The 18,208-nt window shown below is 35.5% G+C and carries 18 protein-coding genes; 12 read left to right on the top strand and 6 right to left on the bottom strand.

The window, feature by feature from the left end:
* Positions 1-94: 94 nt before the first annotated feature.
* From JM84_RS13075 to JM84_RS13050, 6 genes are all read right to left on the bottom strand, one after another.
* The gene (locus JM84_RS13075; protein WP_013751528.1) at positions 95-316 is read right to left on the bottom strand and encodes a DUF2795 domain-containing protein; all 222 of its coding nucleotides are present in this window, start codon (positions 314-316) and stop codon (positions 95-97) included.
* A 177-nt stretch (positions 317-493) separates the two neighbouring features.
* A complete protein-coding gene (locus JM84_RS13070; protein WP_013751529.1) occupies positions 494-1,069 on the bottom strand; it encodes a cob(I)yrinic acid a,c-diamide adenosyltransferase in 576 nt (191 codons plus the stop codon).
* Between the two features lie 194 nt (positions 1,070-1,263).
* Positions 1,264-1,446: a hypothetical protein gene (locus tag JM84_RS13065; protein WP_013751530.1), complete on the bottom strand. Its 183-nt coding sequence runs from the start codon at positions 1,444-1,446 to the stop codon at positions 1,264-1,266.
* A 117-nt stretch (positions 1,447-1,563) separates the two neighbouring features.
* On the bottom strand, positions 1,564-2,256 hold the full coding sequence (locus JM84_RS13060) for an ABC transporter ATP-binding protein (protein WP_013751531.1): 693 nt from the start codon (positions 2,254-2,256) through the stop codon (positions 1,564-1,566).
* Between the two features lie 165 nt (positions 2,257-2,421).
* Positions 2,422-3,201 (bottom strand): O-methyltransferase, encoded by a 780-nt coding sequence (locus JM84_RS13055; protein WP_013751532.1) that lies wholly within the window; start codon positions 3,199-3,201, stop codon positions 2,422-2,424.
* A 61-nt stretch (positions 3,202-3,262) separates the two neighbouring features.
* A complete protein-coding gene (locus JM84_RS13050; RefSeq protein ID WP_013751533.1) occupies positions 3,263-5,182 on the bottom strand; it encodes an ABC-F family ATP-binding cassette domain-containing protein in 1,920 nt (639 codons plus the stop codon).
* A gap of 272 nt (positions 5,183-5,454) precedes the next feature.
* Here JM84_RS13050 and JM84_RS13045 point away from each other — a divergent pair, with 272 nt between their 5' ends.
* The 12 genes from JM84_RS13045 (at position 5,455) to JM84_RS12990 (ending at position 18,114) form a co-directional block, all read left to right on the top strand.
* Positions 5,455-6,240, top strand: coding sequence for a polysaccharide biosynthesis/export family protein (locus JM84_RS13045; RefSeq protein ID WP_013751534.1), 786 nt, complete (start codon positions 5,455-5,457; stop codon positions 6,238-6,240).
* Between the two features lie 3 nt (positions 6,241-6,243).
* A complete protein-coding gene (locus JM84_RS13040; RefSeq protein ID WP_013751535.1) occupies positions 6,244-8,694 on the top strand; it encodes a GumC family protein in 2,451 nt (816 codons plus the stop codon).
* A 9-nt stretch (positions 8,695-8,703) separates the two neighbouring features.
* Positions 8,704-9,576 carry an ABC transporter permease gene (locus JM84_RS13035; RefSeq protein WP_013751536.1) on the top strand — a complete coding sequence of 291 codons (873 nt, stop codon included), beginning with the start codon at positions 8,704-8,706 and terminating at the stop codon, positions 9,574-9,576.
* 4 nt (positions 9,577-9,580) lie between these two features.
* The gene (locus tag JM84_RS13030) at positions 9,581-10,546 is read left to right on the top strand and encodes an LPS biosynthesis glycosyltransferase (RefSeq protein WP_013751537.1); all 966 of its coding nucleotides are present in this window, start codon (positions 9,581-9,583) and stop codon (positions 10,544-10,546) included.
* 3 nt (positions 10,547-10,549) lie between these two features.
* Complete coding sequence (locus JM84_RS13025) at positions 10,550-11,842, top strand: polysaccharide ABC transporter ATP-binding protein (protein WP_013751538.1); 1,293 nt, start codon at positions 10,550-10,552, stop codon at positions 11,840-11,842.
* A gap of 4 nt (positions 11,843-11,846) precedes the next feature.
* Positions 11,847-12,722, top strand: coding sequence for an FkbM family methyltransferase (locus JM84_RS13020; RefSeq protein WP_013751539.1), 876 nt, complete (start codon positions 11,847-11,849; stop codon positions 12,720-12,722).
* On the top strand, positions 12,723-13,562 hold the full coding sequence (locus JM84_RS13015) for a glycosyltransferase family 2 protein (RefSeq protein ID WP_144784678.1): 840 nt from the start codon (positions 12,723-12,725) through the stop codon (positions 13,560-13,562). It begins immediately after the preceding gene.
* Between the two features lie 109 nt (positions 13,563-13,671).
* Positions 13,672-14,520 carry a glycosyltransferase family 2 protein gene (locus JM84_RS13010; RefSeq protein ID WP_144784676.1) on the top strand — a complete coding sequence of 283 codons (849 nt, stop codon included), beginning with the start codon at positions 13,672-13,674 and terminating at the stop codon, positions 14,518-14,520.
* A gap of 1 nt (position 14,521) precedes the next feature.
* Positions 14,522-15,454, top strand: a complete 933-nt coding sequence (locus JM84_RS13005) for a glycosyltransferase family 2 protein (RefSeq protein WP_013751542.1) — start codon at positions 14,522-14,524, stop codon at positions 15,452-15,454.
* A 163-nt stretch (positions 15,455-15,617) separates the two neighbouring features.
* Positions 15,618-16,478: a glycosyltransferase family 2 protein gene (locus JM84_RS13000; RefSeq protein ID WP_013751543.1), complete on the top strand. Its 861-nt coding sequence runs from the start codon at positions 15,618-15,620 to the stop codon at positions 16,476-16,478.
* The gene (locus JM84_RS12995) at positions 16,471-17,325 is read left to right on the top strand and encodes a glycosyltransferase family 2 protein (RefSeq protein WP_013751544.1); all 855 of its coding nucleotides are present in this window, start codon (positions 16,471-16,473) and stop codon (positions 17,323-17,325) included. Before JM84_RS13000 ends, JM84_RS12995 begins: the two co-directional genes overlap by 8 nt.
* 9 nt (positions 17,326-17,334) lie before the next feature.
* Positions 17,335-18,114, top strand: coding sequence for a glycosyltransferase (locus tag JM84_RS12990; RefSeq protein ID WP_013751545.1), 780 nt, complete (start codon positions 17,335-17,337; stop codon positions 18,112-18,114).
* The last annotated feature ends 94 nt before the right edge of the window (positions 18,115-18,208 follow it).

The raw sequence follows: 18,208 nt of genomic DNA, 5'->3' as shown, positions 1-18,208 counted from the left end.
ATGGTGTTGTTTTATGTCAATCTTGAACCCGTAAATTTAATCAAAAAAAAAGCCTCATAGAGAGACTTTTTAGTGTTTTAACGGGTATATTTTTTTAATATTCGTCTTCGTTCCAGAGGTAGTCCTCGTCTGAGGGATAGTCTGGCCAAATCTCTTCGATAGAATCATAAGAGTCACCTTCATCCTCGATAGCTTGTAAATTTTCTACAACCTCAAGTGGTGCTCCTGTTCTAATCGCATAATCAATCAACTCATCTTTAGTAGCAGGCCAAGGCGCGTCACTTAGGTAAGAAGCTAGTTCAAGTGTCCAGTACATAGCATTTGTGTTTTTAATTTGTGCAAAAATAATTTTTCTAGGCAGAAATGCAAGTGAATTGGTGATTATTTCAAAATAAATGTAAGAACGTGGCTTTCAGACCTTGTAAAGTGGTGGTTTACGCTTTCGCGAAAATTTTCCATCCTCTTAATATTGATGTTTCCGTAATCTGTACTCTTAATCTAGCTTTGTAGGTATCCATTTAACCTCATCTGCTTGTAAGTCTTTAGACAACTTCCGTGCCAGCACAAATAGGTAGTCAGAAAGACGGTTGAGATATTTAAGAGTATGTGCGTCAAAGGGCTCTAGTTCATAAAGTGCTGTTGCCAAGCGTTCTGCGCGTCTACATACAGTGCGTGCTACGTGACAATATGACACGGTGGTGTGTCCTCCAGGGAGCACAAAATGCGTCATTTGAGGTAGTGATGCTTCCATCCAATCTATTTCCTTTTCTAGTAGCTCAATATCTTCCTCATTGATTTTTGGGATATTAAGTCTATCCTTTCCATTCTTAAGCACCATTTTTTCAGGATCTGTTGCCAATACAGCACCTACGGTGAATAGCTTATTCTGGATATGCGTGAGTATTTCTTTACTACGCACATCGATTTCTTGATCGCGCACTAGCCCTATAAATGAGTTAAGCTCGTCTACAGTACCATAACTGTCTATTCTAATATGATGTTTTGGGACACGGGTTCCGCCAAATAAAGCGGTAGTTCCTGCATCTCCAGTCTTTGTATATACTTTCATTATGTTTTATTATAAACCAGTGTGTTGACTGTTGTTTAAGATTGAGATCTCTTTTTACTAATACTTATGATGATATACCCTATTGCCGTAAGTACTCCAAATAGGATTGCTTTGTAAATAGGATTCATCTGTATTCTTGCATTGCTATTTTCATGATTGAGATCTTGTGAATTTTATAGTCGCAAGCAGAAGAGTTATTTGTTTTCTCTTTCCTTCATTTTCTTACTGAGACCTTCTCCAAATTTGCGCGTCCTTCTCCCACGTTGATTTGTAGTGTTACGTTTACTATTTGCAAATACGAGAAGAAATAAGAGTGCAACTCCTATAATACTCACTACAATTTGTGTGATAGGGGAGAGGTTATTAAAAAAATCCATCTTACAATTTTTATGTACGTGAAGATAAGTAGGTGCTGTGGTTTTTACAAGAAAACTATCTGTATATAATGCATTGAAGCGTCCCTAGGGACGCTTCATGTTATTTTTTATAAGTAGTTACTTATCTGTTTTTCTAGTGTCACTCTCAATGACTCCATCACGCAATCTAATTACACGATGTGCATGCTCTGCAATATCTTCCTCATGTGTAACAAGAATTACGGTATTACCTGCGGCATGTATTGCGTCAAAAAGTGCCATAATCTCGACACCAGTTTTTGAGTCAAGATTACCTGTAGGCTCATCTGCAAGGATGATGGATGGTTTGTTTACTAGCGCACGACCTACAGCAACACGTTGTCGTTGCCCTCCAGAGAGTTGGTTAGGTTTGTGGTCCATACGATCTGCAAGACCTACATCTGTAAGTACCTCTTCGGCACGAGCATTACGTGCAGATTTTGACATTCCTGCATATACCATTGGTAATGCTACGTTGTCAAGAGCAGTGGTTCTAGGAAGTAAATTAAAAGTTTGAAATACAAAACCTATTTCGGTGTTACGTACTTCAGCTAGCTCATCATCTGTCATCTGGCTTACGTCACGTCCATTAAGAACATATGATCCAGCGGTAGGTGTGTCAAGGCAGCCTAAAAGATTCATAAGCGTAGACTTTCCAGAACCAGAAGGTCCCATAAAAGCTACATACTCACCCTTATCAATATCAAGGTCTATACCCTTGAGTACGTGAACAATCTCTGTCCCTAATGGGAAGTCACGAATGATATTTCTAATTTTAATAAGGTTGCCCATAGAATGTTTGGTTTGCTATTAGAAGAGGTAAACGTCTAAATGTTACACAATTTATGTAAAAATTTATCTCGGATACAACAACTATAAGGTTTTAAGAAAAGCGAAGAGAGATGTTTGAACGCTATGGGTTTGAAAACTAGGTCAAGATTATTTCGTTTTGTGTAATTATAATCTAATGTAAAAGTCTTCTTTAGCCTGCTGTGGTCTAAAGAATGCCATCCCAAAATGAAAAGCGTCTATGGTCGCAGATATCTCTGTCATTTTTTTAATGTTATCCCAAGCTTCTGTCATTTCTGGTGACCAGTGAATGTCATCAAACATCCAGACAGTATTGTCTGTTGTTGTGCTTAGGAGTGATGACACATAATCTAGCGTGGCTTGCTTAGAGTGGTTTCCATCAAAATAGATAAATTCAAACTTTTTGTGATTGTGTTTTACAATCTCATCATTAAAATCTCCTACACAAAGCGTTACGTTAGTAACATTTGCTGCATCTAGCTCCTTCCTTGCTATGGCAGCAGTATTGGGGCAACCTTCTATAGTAGTGACATGCGCCGTGTTCTGAATCGCTAGTGCTGCAGTTGCAACACCAAGCGAAGTGCCTAGTTCTAACACTTCTTTAGGCTGAAAGTATGCCATAAGTCGCTGTAATAATAGTACTCTTTTATGTGTAGCACCGGCGTACCTAGCAATATCTTTTACTTCTCGTTGAGCAGATTTAAATACTCTAGAGCCTGCGCCATAGTCCATCACCTCTATACTAGTCTCATTATCTAGTAATGCTTTTTTATAGGTATTGATTTTTTGTGAAATAGCAGGATCCGACTTTCCTCTCAATACTTCCTTCTCTAGTTTAAAAATAAAAGGAGAGTGTATTCCATGAAGGTGGAACGTCTTAGGAAGCCATTTTAGGTAAGCGAGTATGGAGTGTTTGTACTGGTTCACTTTATAGAATGTGAGCTATTGTATGGTCTTTATTATGGTAAAGATTGTCGTTTGTAATTGCTTATCCTTCCATTTTAGACGATAATTCAAACCATCGTTCCTCTTTTAAGGCAATCGCATCTATGATTTTTTGCAATTTCAGACTTTCTTCGGTGATTTGATCTTGAGTAAGATCAGGATTTAAAAAGAGTTTTTGCTTGTCTTCTTTCTCGCGTTCTAGTTTTGCAATCTCACGTTCTAACTTTGCGTGTTCTTTCTGCTCGTTAAAGGTTATCGTTCCTGTATGCTGTTCCTCTTTCCAAGACTTAGTTTCGGTAGCGGTTTCTCCTATGGAGGCATTAAATTTTTGTTTATTCTCTATTTGAGATTGTTCTTTTTCTGCTTTCGCGAAAGCGTTACTTATCCCACCCTCATAAGCTCTAAAATCTGAGTAATTACCTGGAAAATCTTCTACCACGGCATCTCCTTTAAAAACAAAAAGGTGATCTACAATCTTATCCATAAAGTAACGGTCGTGAGAAACCACTACGAGGCAACCTGGGAAATCAAGTAAAAATTGCTCAAGTACGTTGAGCGTTACAACGTCTAGATCATTTGTAGGTTCATCGAGAATCAAGAAGTTAGGATTCTGGATAAAAATAGTACACAAGTAAAGGCGCTTGCGCTCTCCACCACTTAATCGCTCTACAAAATCATATTGCTTCTTGCGGTCAAATAAGAAACGCTCTAATAACTGCCCAGCAGAAATGGTTCTTCCCTTTTTAAGAGGAATGTGATCTCCGTATTCTTTTATAACATCAATTACTTTTTGACCTTCTTTGATGTTAATTCCCTTCTGCGTGTAGTAACCAAATTTTACAGTTTCTCCTACAATCACTTTTCCAGAATCTGGAGCTAGCTCGCCAGTGATCATATTAAGGAAGGTGGTTTTACCAGTTCCATTTTTACCTATGATCCCTACGCGCTCCCCAGTTTTAAATACATACTCAAATTGATCAAGTAATTTAAGATCTCCAAAAGATTTGCTGATTTTATGAAACTCGAGAATCTTACTCCCCATACGCTCCATATTAATCTCTAGTTGTACAGTGTGGTCATTGCGACGCTCATGGGCGCGAGATTTAATCTCTGCAAAGTCGTCTATGCGAGACTTTGATTTTGTGGTACGAGCCTTAGGTTGGCGACGCATCCACTCTAATTCTTTTTTATAAAGCTGCTTTGCTTTTCCAGTCTCTGTCTCCCATGCTGCTACACGAGCATCTTTATTCTCTAGGTAATAGGCATAATTTCCTTTGTAGCTGTAAAGCACGCCACCCTCAAGTTCTACAATCTCATTACATACATTTTCTAGAAAGTAACGGTCGTGTGTTACCATGAATAAAGTGATATTCTCTGAGCGGAAATATTCTTCCAGCCATTCTATCATCTCAAGGTCAAGGTGGTTAGTAGGCTCATCTAGTATGGCTAGATCTGGCTTGGTAAGCATCATTTGAGCAAGTGCAAGACGCTTTTTTTGCCCACCACTGAGTAGCTCAACTTTGCGATCCATATCGTCAAGTTTTAACTTGAATAGGATTTGTTTGTATTGCGTTTCAAAATCCCATGCTTGTGCAGCTTCCATGGCATCAAACGCTTTTTGATACGCATCTGCATCCTCCATATTGAGAAGTGCCTTCTCATAGTTTGCAATGGTTTTAAGGATAGGGTTATCGTGAGCAAATATGGTTTCCTCCACCGTAAGATTAGGATCCAGGTCTGGCTCTTGTGGTAGAAACGAAATTACAATTCCTTTTCTACTCACTACTTGTCCATCATCTGGAGCTTCTAGTCCTGCTATGATGTTAAGGAGAGAGGTTTTACCTGTTCCATTTTTGGCAACAAAGCCTATTTTTTGATCTTTATTAATACCGAAGGCGATATTTTTAAAAAGGTGATGTTCACCAAAAGATTTTGATACGTTTTCTACAGAGAGGTAATTCATCAGGAAATAGTGTAGATGCAATACGTTGCACCATTTACGATTAGTTGGTCACATGAGTGGTCAACCAGTTTTTTAGTATTATGGGTATGCGTTTACGCTTTCGCGAAAGCAAAAATAACGCTTACAAATAGAAATAACTTGATTTTAAGTCGTTGCGTAGCATTGTTTTTAATTAATTTCTGATAATTTTAAGCTAATAACTAAGCATCCATCTGTGAACGTTTTATTTTTATCGATGAAATGCTATATTTGTGATGCCTAACTTTACATAAATGAGATACCCAATCATACTGCTTTTACTCGTAATTATCGCGAGTACAGCTTCTTGTGTGCCCCTTAAAGACATCACCTATTTGCGCGAGACAGAGCGCGCTACAGACAGTATTGTATCTCTACAGCAACAGCAACCACCATACCGAGTACAAATAGGCGATATATTGAGTATCCGCTTGAAGGCATTGGATCAACAATTGGTTGACTTTTTTAATCCTTCCAGCAATGGAGGCGTATCTCTTGATGAAGGTTTTTATTATGATGGCTTTGCCATAGATACTCATGGAAACATCCGCGTTCCAGAGTTAGGAGAAATTAATGTCTTAGGTAGAACAACCGACGAGATAAGAGAAATTATAGAAAAAAGACTTCTAGCCGATTATATAAAAGATGAGGCCGATTTATTTGTTACTGTAAAACTACCAGGAATACGATATACTCTGGTAGGAGAGATAGGAGCCTCTGGAACTCAAAACGTGCTTGCAGAGAAAGTATCCATACTTGAGGCGATAGCAAATGCTGGAGGTGTGCCACTTACGGGTGACCTTACAGATGTACTTATTATAAGACAATATCCAGGAGGGCAACGTGTACACCATGTGGATCTTACAACTATAGATGTGATGCAGTCACCTTACTACTACATACAACCTAATGATATTATAACAGTAAACCCGTTACCTCAAAAGGCTATAGGTATAGGTACTACCGGGCTACAGGCATTTACTACCATCTTAGGATTAGTGACGACGCTAGCCTCTGTAATATTACTAGCAACCCGATAAGTGATGGAAGAAGAATTTGACGTACAAAGCTCCGGAGGTTTTTTTGATTTTAAGGGATTCCTGTTTAGGCTCTTAAGCTTTTGGTGGTTATTTGTGATATCATTGCTTATTGCCTTCTCTATAGCGCATTACATAAATGTGCGTAAAGTGCCTATTTATAGAGAGACAAGTATGATCTCTATAAAAGATGATCAAAATCAAATGTTTGGAGGGAACACAAGTTTGGTTTTTAACTGGGGTGGCACTACAGATAAAGTACAAACTAGCATTATCATGCTTAAATCTAGAACACATGCAGAGCGTGTTGTTCAATACTTACAGTACTACATTAATTACCAAAAACAAGGCAAATATGCCATTGAGGATGTGTATGGATACACTCCTTTTCAATTAAAACTTAATGACTCATTTCCGCAGTTATATGGAAAGAGAATTACTGTAGTAGATCAAGGAGATGGTAGCATGAGGCTTACTATACCCTTTAGTGGAGGGAATGCTTCATTATTTAATTATAACACGCTTAAACCGTCAACGGTACCTGCACCATCTGCAGATTTTGATCAGGTTTTTAAGTTAGGTGACACTATAGATACTCCATTTTTGAAAGGGCAATTGCTAGCCACAGATGTTTATCCTACCGCAGGTCAGGAGTACTTTGTGAGTATGGGTAATTTTAATGGAACCGCAGGAAGATATCGTGGGATGGGAGTTACCCAAACTCCGCGAGGAAGTTCTACTTTAGAGTTAAGCCTTGTAGGGACAAATAAGAAACGACTTATAGACTACCTAAATGCGAGTATTGAGGTGCGTACAGAGGAGCAATTGCGCCAGAAGAATCTATTTGCTACAAAAACTATAAAGTATATCGATAGTAGTCTTAAGTCAAGTAATGTCGATTTAGATAAGGCATTGAATGATCTTAATTCCTTCCAAAATAAAAATAGTGCTATCACACTATCCGGAGGAGCGGAGCAAATAAGTGAGGAACTACAAACGATAGACAACGAGAAAGATGATTTAGCAAGACAACTTGTTTATTACAAGCAGTTAGAAGAATATTTAAGAACACGTACAGATTATACAAACGTGCCTGCACCTTCTGTTTCTCTTATTAATGAAGGAAGTATTACAGCTGGGGTGTCAAGTATTATCCAGCTTGCCTTACAACGTAGTAATCTTGCATATACCGCAAAGGAAGGTAATCCAGCTTTTAGAGATCTTGATAGAAGAATAGATGCAGAGAAAGCAGTCTTGTTTGAAAATATAAGATCCAGTAAATCTCAGATTAATTCGCAAATTTCAAACTTAAATAGAGAAATAGGTCAAGCAGAAAGTAAGCTAAGGCAGTTTCCAAAAGAAGAACAAGAACTTGCAGAAATACAACGTCGTTTTACCATAAGTCAGGAAGCGTATAATTTATACACCACAAAACGCAGTGAGGCAGAGATAATAAAAGCCTCAAATGTTTCAGATATCTTATTTATAGACAAAGCAAAAGACGTGGGTAGAGGACCTATAGGTCCAAATACACAACTTAATAAGGTAATGGCAGCAACCTTTGGAATTGTAATTCCTTTAGCCTTGGTGCTAATTATCTTCTTTTTAGATACAAAAATAGGTACTCCTGAAGATGTTAAGAAACGCTCTTCCATTCCTGTACTTGGAGTGATAGGTAAAAGTAAGCGTACCTCTGGACTCGTAGTGCGTGATCATCCTCGATCTGCAATGGCAGAAGCTTTTAGAGGCTTGCGTTCTGGCCTGCAGTTTATGTACAAGAAGAAAGGAGTTACGGGTGCAAAGACGGTATTAGTAACCTCAAGTGTAAGTGGTGAGGGTAAAACATTTACCTCTATGAATCTTGCTTCCGTTTTCGCTTTAAGCGAAAAGAAAACAGTGCTTGTGGGGCTAGATTTACGTAAGCCTAAAATATTTGATGATTTCGAACTTGAGAATGATAAAGGTGTTGTTAACTATTTGATAGGAGACGCTACGCTAGACGAAGTAAAACAGCCTTCAGGTATCGATCATTTAGATGTTATCCTTTCTGGACCTATACCACCTAACCCGTCGGAACTTATTATAAGTGATGCGATGCATGAGTTTATTAATAAGCTTAAGGAAGAGTATGACTATATCGTTTTTGATACACCTCCATTAGGCCTTGTCTCTGATGCATTTGAGTTAATGCCGTACGTAGATGCTTCACTATATATGGTGCGTCAAGGTTATACTAAGAAGGACATGCTCGGTCTGGTTACAGATAAGTATGAAAAAGGACAAATAAAACATGTAAGCTTCGTACTCAACTATTTCCAACAGAAGCGTAAATATGGTTATGGCGCAGGCTACGGTTATGGATACGGCTATGGTACTTATAATAACGGGTACCATGAGGAAGAAAGAAGAGGAGGCTTATTAGGTAAGTTAGGAAGGCTAATAAGAGGTCGTAAGTAGAGAGGGTTTATGGTTGATAAAATGAAAGATGCCGAAGACTGGCTTTACGAAATAAAACCTAAGGGAAAGCTAATAGACTTAAATTTTAAGGAAATCTGGCGATATAGGGATTTATTAGTTCTCTTTGTAAAACGTGATATTGTAACTGTCTATAAACAGACTGTTCTTGGGCCTTTATGGTTTTTAATTCAGCCATTATTTACAAGTGTGGTTTTTACGCTTGTCTTCAACACTTTTGCAAACATTGATACCGGTGTTGTTCCTCCATTTTTATTTAATCTTGCGGGAGTTACACTTTGGAATTATTTTAAGGAGAGTCTCACTACTAGTAGCTCTACATTTACTGCAAACTCAGGGCTTTTTGGTAAAGTGTACTTCCCTAGGTTTATTGTTCCCGCTTCTAAGGTGATTTCTGGATTATTTAAGTATGGAATTCAAATGCTCATTTTTGTTATTTTCTATGCTTATTTTGTTTTCTATAAAGAAGCACAAATTGCTCCGTCTTACTTAGTGTGGTTGTTTCCTTTTTGTGTAATTAATATGGCACTGTTAGGATTAGGATTTGGAATGATTTTGAGCTCTCTCACCACAAAATATAGAGATCTCACTATTTTGGTGTCTTTTGGAATTAATTTATTAATGTATTTAAGTGCGGTAATGTACCCATTAAGTGAAGCCAAGATAAAAAGTCCTGCGTATGCGTGGATTATAGAGGCAAACCCTTTGGCACAAACTATCGAGTTATACAGAAACGTTCTTCTAGGGGCAGATCATATTGCATTTGGAGGTTTTATAACAAGTTTTTTAATAAGTCTAATTGCTTTCTTTGTTGGATTGGTGGTGTTTAACCACACAGAGAAAACCTTTGTAGACACCGTATAGACTTATGAAACCAACAATAAAACTCAACTTTGTAGACTTCTGGTCTGGTTTTGATCCAAAGAATAACCTATTTACAAAGTTGTTAGCAGGGTATTATGATATAACAATTGCAGAGGATCCTGATTTTTTGTTTTTCTCATGCTATGGTAATGATTATCTAAAGTATAATTGTCCGAGATTGTTTTATACTGCAGAGAATAGGGGTACACCAAGATTTGCAGCAGATTATTCTATAACATTTGAATTTTCGAAAAGTAGTACACAATACTATTTTCCTTATTATGCATATGGTTACTTGTTTTTAGATAAGACGGCAGTGTTAACCAAGTTGATTTCTAAAAGTGAGGCATCCGAAATCTGGAATAAGAAAAACCAATTTTGCTGTACCGTAGTCTCAAATCCTAATGGAATAAAACGCAATGCTTTCTTCGACAGACTTAATGCTCGCAAGAAAGTAAATTCAGGAGGGAAATATAAAAATAATGTAGGGGGGGCGGTTAGTAGTAAGCGTGAGTTTGTTGGGCTACATAAGTTTGTTTTTGCTTTTGAAAATCAGTCTTATCCTGGATATGTGACAGAGAAATTAACAGATGCTCTGGAAAGTCAAGGTATTCCCATCTATTATGGTGATCCCCGAGTGGGGAATGTTTTTAATAAAAAACGTTTTTTATCCTATGAAGACTATAAATCTGAGGATGATTTAATCGATCATATTTTAGAAATTTATGATGATAAAGAAGCTTATATTTCTATAATATCAGAACCAATATTTATTAATAATGATTTGCCTGAGTATTTAGATTCAGAAAAGTTATTAGCCTTTTTGAAATGGTGTATTAATGATTCTAAGGGTATAGTTCCTAAAGGACAAACTTATAAAAGACAGCTACACAATACTTGGCTTTTAATACGTAGGGGAATTAAAAAAAATCCCTTTTTGAGGCGTACTTTATTAATACAGTACAGATAGTTTATGGAGAAGCCTATTTTAAAAATTGAAAACTTATCTAAACAATATCGTCTTGGTCTTGTAGGTACGGGAACCCTTTCTCACGATTTAAACCGTTTTTGGCACAAAATAAGAGGTAAGGAAGATCCATACTTACAAGTAGGAGCTGTTAATGACAGAAGTTCTGTTGCTAGCTCAGAATATGTTTGGGCATTGAAGGACATCAATTTTGAGGTGCAACGTGGAGAAATACTAGGTATTATAGGAAAGAATGGTGCAGGTAAATCTACCTTATTAAAAATACTTTCAAGAGTAACCAGTCCCACTACGGGTAGCATAAAAACCAGAGGTCGTATTGCTAGTTTATTAGAGGTGGGTACTGGTATGCATCCTGAACTTACCGGTAGAGAAAATATTTTTCTCAATGGAGCTATATTGGGAATGACTAAAGCAGAAATTTCGAGTAAAATTGATGAAATTGTAGAGTTCTCTGGTTGCCAGATGTATATTGATACTCCAGTAAAACGTTATTCTAGCGGAATGCGAGTACGATTAGGATTTGCAGTCGCTGCATTTCTTGAGCCAGATATTCTTGTGGTAGACGAGGTGCTTGCAGTAGGAGATGCCGAATTTCAGAAAAAGGCTATTGGTAAAATGCAAGATATTTCACAATCAGGAGGCAGGACGGTGCTAGTGGTTAGTCATAATATGGGAACTATACAGCAATTGTGCGATAGGTGCATTGTATTAAAGAATGGAAGTATCGCTTATGATGGCACAACAAAAGAGGGTATAGAAAGATACCTTCAAAATAATTCGGATAATCAACCTAATGCACTAAAAGCATTTATCATAAACCAAGACGACGACGAGTTTGTACTAGATAACTTTGCTATAGAGCAAAAAGGAACAACTAATGGAATTTATTATAGTGAAAAGGACTTTGAAGTATTGTTTTCTTTCAGTTTACTAAAAGATATTGACGGTTTTAGAGTAGGTTTTGATGTGATTGATAGCACATCTAATTATTTGCTATTTAGATCTTATCACGATGATCAAAATGACAGTATAGAGCAAATGAAAGCGGGTCACTATAACGTGAAAGGGGTTATACCTGCCGATTTGTTGAGAAATGGTAGATACTTTATAAAACTTGCTATAGGAATACATAATAGAAGGTGGATCGTTTTTGACGACAATATAGGTCAAGAACTGGTAGTTCAAAATTTAGAAGGAGTTAACGCAATATATATGGAGGAGCGCCCTGGCCTCATTATGCCTTCTCTACATTGGGAGCAAAATTATAGGATACAGTAAAACGATGTTTAAAAATATAACATATAGAGTTGCTCATAAGTTAGCAAAGTTTTTAAAGAATTATATTAAGAGGGTGGATGTAAAAAGACACGCTATTAATAAAAGTATAGAGGCAAGAGAGTGGGATAAACATTTTAATGACGGAAAGTTCTTTGAATATAACTTACTAGGTGAATTAAAGATGAACCTATATAAAGACAGTGTGTTATCTAAACCTATTTACGAAGGATTTGAAGTAGATGAAATGAGTTTTTTGCAATCTACTTTAAGAGAAGGAGATACATTTTTAGATATAGGTTCTAATATTGGTCTATTTTCTTTACTTGCATCTAAAAAAGTGGGGAGTACAGGTAAGGTTATCGCCTTTGAGCCTACACCATTAACCTATTCAAGATTTCAAGAAAACATAATTTTAAATAATTTTTCAAATATTGATGTAAGGCAATTAGCTCTATCTAATACCAAAGGGGAAATGAAATTTTATATTTCAAATAATGGTTATGATGCATGGAATTCACTAGCGCCTGGTCACGATGATAAATTACAAGAATCTATAAGTGTGCCAGTTAGTACTCTTGACAGTGAGTTACAAGATGAAGATAAAACTAAAATAAGCTTAGTTAAAATTGACGTAGAAGGGTGGGAGAAATTTACGCTTCTAGGAGGAAAGTCATTTTTTGAAAATTATGCTCCTATTGTTATGGTTGAGTTTACTGAGCAGAATACATTTAACGCGGGCTATATGGTTCAAGATATTTATAATGTATTAATAGAAATGGGTTACTCCTGGTATAGAATAGAGAATAAAACTCTTATTCCGGATGCTATGCGTTTGAGATATCCTTATACTAACCTCATTGCAAAAAAGTTAAAAGTATAAGTGCTAGTAAGTATAATCACCATTAATTTGAACGATAAGACTGGTCTCGAGAAGACTTGTTCTAGTGTTTTTGCACAGACATTTAAAGATTATGAGCACATAATTATTGACGGTGCGTCTATAGATGGAAGCCTTGATTATATTGAAACACATAAAGATAAATTTACCTACTGGATTAGTGAGCCAGATAGTGGTGTTTATAACGCTATGAATAAAGGTATTCGTCAAGCAAAAGGGGATTATGTGTTGTTTTTAAATAGCGGAGATATCTTATATAATGAAAATGTGTTTTCAAAAGTTGAAAATTCTCTAGTGAAAGATATAGACCTTGTCTACGGTAATCTCTGGATTGAAGGTCGTAAGGGTGAAGGGTTTACAAACAAGTATCCAGGAGTTATTGATTTTAATTTTTTTAAAAGAACTTCGTTAGGTCACGCTGCTACCTTTATTAAACGTACGCTTTTTGAAACATATGGTGTGTATAGAACAGATCTTAAAATTGTATCTGATTGGGCCTTTTTTTTTGAACTTATATGCTTAGAGAAAAGATCATATCTCAAAATAGATACTATAATAGCGGTATTCTATGAAGGTGGTTTGTCTACCGCATCTTCATATAATGAGTTACATAAAGAGGAACGTAAAAAAGTACTCCTAGAAAACTATGATCTCTATGATATTAATTTTGACCAGTTACTTATCTCAAATAAACAGCATCAAAAGTTTTATAACAAGATTAATCCAAGAGTAGAATTAGTTACTACCAATAGATTTTTTCTCAAGATTTTAAATTCAATTATTGGATTATTTGCTTTTATTTTAAAAAAGAAAAGATCTTAAAAAGAGAATTACTTTTGAATGACTAAGATTGTTGTTATCACGCTTTCGCGAAAGCGAAACAACGTTATACATAGAAAATAATAAGTTTTAAAACCTTTAGTTTTGCGCCATGCTTGTATCTGCTGTGATTCCATGTTATAATGTACAATCTACCATAGGTAGAGCTATTGATAGTTTATTACTTCAAAGCGTTGCTATAGATGAGATTATAGTTGTGAATGACGGTTCTGTAGATAATTCTCTTCAAGTGTTACAGAGCATAGCAAAAGGGAATGAAAAAATTAGAATTCTTAATCAAGAAAATAAAGGTGTTTCGAAAGCAAGAAATGTTGCAATTAATGAAGCTCGCGGCGAATTCATATTGACACTTGACGCAGATGATTATTTTGAACCTACATTTTTAGAAAAGGCAATTTTAAAGTTTGCTGAAGATGCAAATTATGGTGCCGTTATGTGTGGATATGCAAGAATTATTGATAACAAGAAAGTATTACCCTATATCCCAAGTGAAATTTCTCTAAAGTCCTGTCTACTTAATAATGGCGCACTTTCCTGTCTTTTGTTTAAAAAGAAAGCCATAATTGAGGCTGGAGGTTACGATGAGAAAATGATAAAAGGTTATGAGGATTGGGATTTAAATATTAGAATTTTAAAATCTGGTTATACGTTTGGAATCGTGAAGGAGGTGCTTTTTAATTATACAGATACCGAGGGTTCTAGAACTTATACGGCAATAGAAAATGATGAAGCACTTAGATTACAGATGTATGATAAATACCAAAAGGATTATCAAGAGCATGGTAAATATTTTTTTCAGGAATTTATAAAGCAAAATAATAAGCTTAAGCTTGAAAAGCAAAAATTATTAGATACTACTTCTTTTAGATTAGGTCATAGAATAACGTCAATGATTCAAGGTGTTATTAATGCAGTAACCCCTAAAGCAGCCCAAAGATAATATGATTTCCATAATAATCGCGACCTATAACAGAGCAGCATATATAGGCGAAACACTAAGTTCTATCATAAATCAAACCTATACAGACTTTGAGTGTATTATAATAGATGATGGTTCTACAGATAACACGAGTGATATAGTTGCAGCTATTACTAAAGAAGATTCTAGATTCACTTATATCATAAGGCCTGAAACTGTAAAAAAAGGAGCAAACCATTCTAGAAATTATGGATACTCACTGTCTAAAGGTAATTACGTTAAGTTTTTTGATAGTGATGACGTGATGTTACCTACACATTTAGAAACAAGCATCAATATTTTAAAAAAAGGGAATTATGATTTTGTGGTAGCAGATTGTGTAAATTTTGATAATACTGGTTTGTTAAAACGGCCATATGAGATAGATCGAAGGAATTCAACTCTTGATGCAATACATTATGCACAATTCAAAACAGCTTGGATAACAAATGATTTATTAGTTAAAAGAGAATATGCAAACCAGCTAGAATTTGCTGGTGATATTAAAGATCAAGCAAGCGAGTTTCAATATAATGTGAGGTTGTTATTGCTTACTCAAAATGGATTTTTAATTAATGAAATATTGACGCATAGGAGGATACATGATGGAAGTTTTTTTCTGCAATCTCAAAAACATCAGATGCGCTTTGATATTATGAACGCAGATAATTATTATGCTACAGTCCAATATATAAAAGATATCGCACCTACCTCACTCATAAAATATTTAATATCAAGCCATGTGTTGTTAACATTCAATATCGCGAGAAAAAGAAAATGGCCAGAACATATTCTTGGCGCAACTTTATTACTTGTTAAATCTAACGGACTGAAAGGTTTCTTTTACCCGGCGGCTGTGATTTTTGGATTTGTGACTGGTAAGGGTTATAAAATAGCAAAATATGTGCGGGATTAGTAATACTATTTTTGATTATGTGTTTTTGATTTCGTGAAAATTATTAAAAAAATGGTCATAGTACGCATTTTACCAGTCTATTATATAGCTTCTGTTTTGGTTAGAGAAAAGTATTATTGTGTAACCGTTTGAAGAAGTAACTGTTTTCTTATTTTTATCCTATATGATGGAAAGTACTGTACAAGCTGTCACCGTAGTCATCCCTTGCTACAACGACGGAGCGTTTATTATGGACGCTCTTAATTCAATATTAAGACAGACTGTGCTCCCAGAGCGAATCATCATTATAGATGACGGATCTGGAGCCGAAACTATGAGTGTCTTAAAATCTATAAAAAACAATATTGTTGAAGTAGTCTATCAAACTAATCAAGGAGTGTGTACCGCAAGGAACAATGGTATTGGCAAAGCAACATCATCATATATTCTAACACTAGATGCAGATGATATATTTGAACCTACATTTATAGAGAAAGCTAAGCATATTCTAGATAGCGATATGAAGGTAGGTGTAGTATGTTGTCATTATAAAGAATTTGGAAACAGCTCCAAAAATAAAGATATTATCAAACCTAAAGGTAAAATAACACAAGATTTCCTTGTCAAAAATAATGGAGTTGCCTCTGCACTTTTTAGAAAGAAATGCTGGGAAGAAGTTAATGGTTATGATGTGAACTTTGATAAAGGATATGAAGATTGGGATTTTTGGCTTTCTGTTCTAAGTCAAGGGTGGGAAATGAGAATTATTCAAGAACCTTTATTCAATTACAGAAAAAAAATACACTCACGCGATACTATGGCTCTAGCACAATTTGATAAGGAGCTAAAAATGAAAATTTTTCTAAAACATAAAAAAGTATATGAATCAAGTATTGACGTATTTGCACAGCAAATGATTTTAAGAAATACGATGCTTGTAACTAACTTAAATAAAACAAAAGAAGGTTTAGAATTTCAATTAGGTAAAATTATTTTGAAACCTATAAGAATCATTAAACGACTATTATTTCCTAGTAATGAATAATCCACTCGTTTCCATAATCGTACCATGCTATAAGCAAGCTCATTTTTTAAATGAGAGCCTGCCATCTGTCCTTAATCAAACTTATAAGCATTGGGAATGTATTATTGTAAATGACGGAAGCCCAGATAACGTAAGAGAAATAGCACAACAATGGTGTGATAAAGATGCTCGTTTTAGATATGTGGGAAAAGATAATGGAGGGTTGTCTAGCGCAAGAAATGCAGGTGTAAATGTAAGTAATGGACTATTTATCCTTCCTCTAGATGCAGATGATATCTTACATATAGATTATCTAGAACAACTCGTTCCAGTACTTGATAACAATAAAGAACTAGCTATTGTAACTTCTTATAGTGCCTTTTTTGAAAAGAGCTTAGATAACGTAATAAACAAATTAACACCAACAGGAGATTCATATCCTTATTTGTTATATGTAAATCAACTAGTAGCAACATCACTATATCGTAAAAAGTGTTGGGAAGAAGTAGGAGGGTATGATGAAACGATGAAGAAAGGTTTTGAAGACTGGGAGTTCTGGCTTTCTATTACTAAGAGAGGGTGGAAATATAAAGTTATTGAGGAGTCTCTTTTCTATTATAGGAAGGCAACAAACTCTATGCTTGTTACTACAATAAATGAAGATGCAGAACGAGTAAAAGAGTATATGATGCACAAACACCGGGATATATATATTCAAGATTTTAATAATTGCGTCACAGTATTTACAGATCATCTCATTATAAGTAGGAGGAAGGAGCAGCGGTTACAGGAGTCTTTAGAATATAAGATTGGGAAAGTGTTATTAAAACCATATAGAATGCTTCAGGGTATTTTAGCCAAAAAGTAATATGCTACTATGATTTCAGTCGTAATACGTACAAAAAATCAACAGCAAGCGCTGTCATTCTTGCTTAGTAATTTAACAAGTAGATATCAAGATGATATTGATGAGATTGTAGTCATTGATAATTTATCTACAGATGGTAGCGATGCTGTTTGTAAATCATACGGTGCTCGTATGGTTTCCATTAAAGAGTTTAGTTACGGAGGAAGTGCAAATGTTGCAGCGAGAGAGGCTAGAAATAATATAGTTGTCATTTTTAGTGCGCATTCGTATCCAGTAAGTCACGATTTTTTTAAACTCATAAAACAAGGTTTTGAGGCAAATAGCAATTTAGCTGGCCTCAGGTGTTTGCATAGCACAAATGACTATCGTGGTTATATAAATGGAATAAAAGCAAATGGAGATCCTAATAGAGGCGGATTAATATTTTCGGGATCGGCTTTTAGTAAATCTGTATGGGAACAACATCCCTTTAGAGAGGATGTTACAACTTTTGAGGATAAGGAGTGGTCTAAGCGCGTTTTAGAAGCTGGTTATGATATTGAGTTTGTTCCTTCCATATTTCATTATGAGATAAGCAGATCTAAAAAGCAACTTTTCTTTAGGTTCAAAAATGATATGATTGGTAATTATCAACTTTGGCATCAAGAAGTTAGCGTCTTGTCTGCTACCAAAGGTCTTATAGTAACAAGCTTTAGATTAAAAAAAGGATTAATAATAGATTTATGGTACGTGTTAAAGCGGTATTTATATACACTCCGTTTTGTGTCTAATAAGCCTAAAAAGTTCTAAGAGAAAGAGACTTGTGTTATTATTTTTATAATAGCCTCTATTTTTATTTCTATACTATTTGAGTGTTTGTCGTACCACCTTATAGAGGAAAGAG

Source organism: Dokdonia sp. Hel_I_63 (genome assembly GCF_007827285.1).
Lineage (GTDB): Bacteria > Bacteroidota > Bacteroidia > Flavobacteriales > Flavobacteriaceae > Dokdonia.
This window is presented reverse-complemented; position numbering and strand designations above follow the sequence as displayed.

Coding starts and splice junctions, on each gene's coding strand:
- JM84_RS13020 (WP_013751539.1), top strand. CDS start 11,847: ATGTTTAAAAATATAACATATAGAGTTGCTCATAAGTTAGCAAAGTTT.
- JM84_RS13000 (WP_013751543.1), top strand. CDS start 15,618: ATGATGGAAAGTACTGTACAAGCTGTCACCGTAGTCATCCCTTGCTAC.
- JM84_RS13035 (WP_013751536.1), top strand. CDS start 8,704: ATGGTTGATAAAATGAAAGATGCCGAAGACTGGCTTTACGAAATAAAA.
- JM84_RS13030 (WP_013751537.1), top strand. CDS start 9,581: ATGAAACCAACAATAAAACTCAACTTTGTAGACTTCTGGTCTGGTTTT.
- JM84_RS12990 (WP_013751545.1), top strand. CDS start 17,335: ATGATTTCAGTCGTAATACGTACAAAAAATCAACAGCAAGCGCTGTCA.
- JM84_RS13060 (WP_013751531.1), bottom strand. CDS start 2,256: ATGGGCAACCTTATTAAAATTAGAAATATCATTCGTGACTTCCCATTA.
- JM84_RS13065 (WP_013751530.1), bottom strand. CDS start 1,446: ATGGATTTTTTTAATAACCTCTCCCCTATCACACAAATTGTAGTGAGT.
- JM84_RS13005 (WP_013751542.1), top strand. CDS start 14,522: ATGATTTCCATAATAATCGCGACCTATAACAGAGCAGCATATATAGGC.
- JM84_RS12995 (WP_013751544.1), top strand. CDS start 16,471: ATGAATAATCCACTCGTTTCCATAATCGTACCATGCTATAAGCAAGCT.
- JM84_RS13025 (WP_013751538.1), top strand. CDS start 10,550: ATGGAGAAGCCTATTTTAAAAATTGAAAACTTATCTAAACAATATCGT.
- JM84_RS13040 (WP_013751535.1), top strand. CDS start 6,244: ATGGAAGAAGAATTTGACGTACAAAGCTCCGGAGGTTTTTTTGATTTT.
- JM84_RS13010 (WP_144784676.1), top strand. CDS start 13,672: ATGCTTGTATCTGCTGTGATTCCATGTTATAATGTACAATCTACCATA.
- JM84_RS13070 (WP_013751529.1), bottom strand. CDS start 1,069: ATGAAAGTATATACAAAGACTGGAGATGCAGGAACTACCGCTTTATTT.
- JM84_RS13075 (WP_013751528.1), bottom strand. CDS start 316: ATGTACTGGACACTTGAACTAGCTTCTTACCTAAGTGACGCGCCTTGG.
- JM84_RS13045 (WP_013751534.1), top strand. CDS start 5,455: ATGAGATACCCAATCATACTGCTTTTACTCGTAATTATCGCGAGTACA.
- JM84_RS13050 (WP_013751533.1), bottom strand. CDS start 5,182: ATGAATTACCTCTCTGTAGAAAACGTATCAAAATCTTTTGGTGAACAT.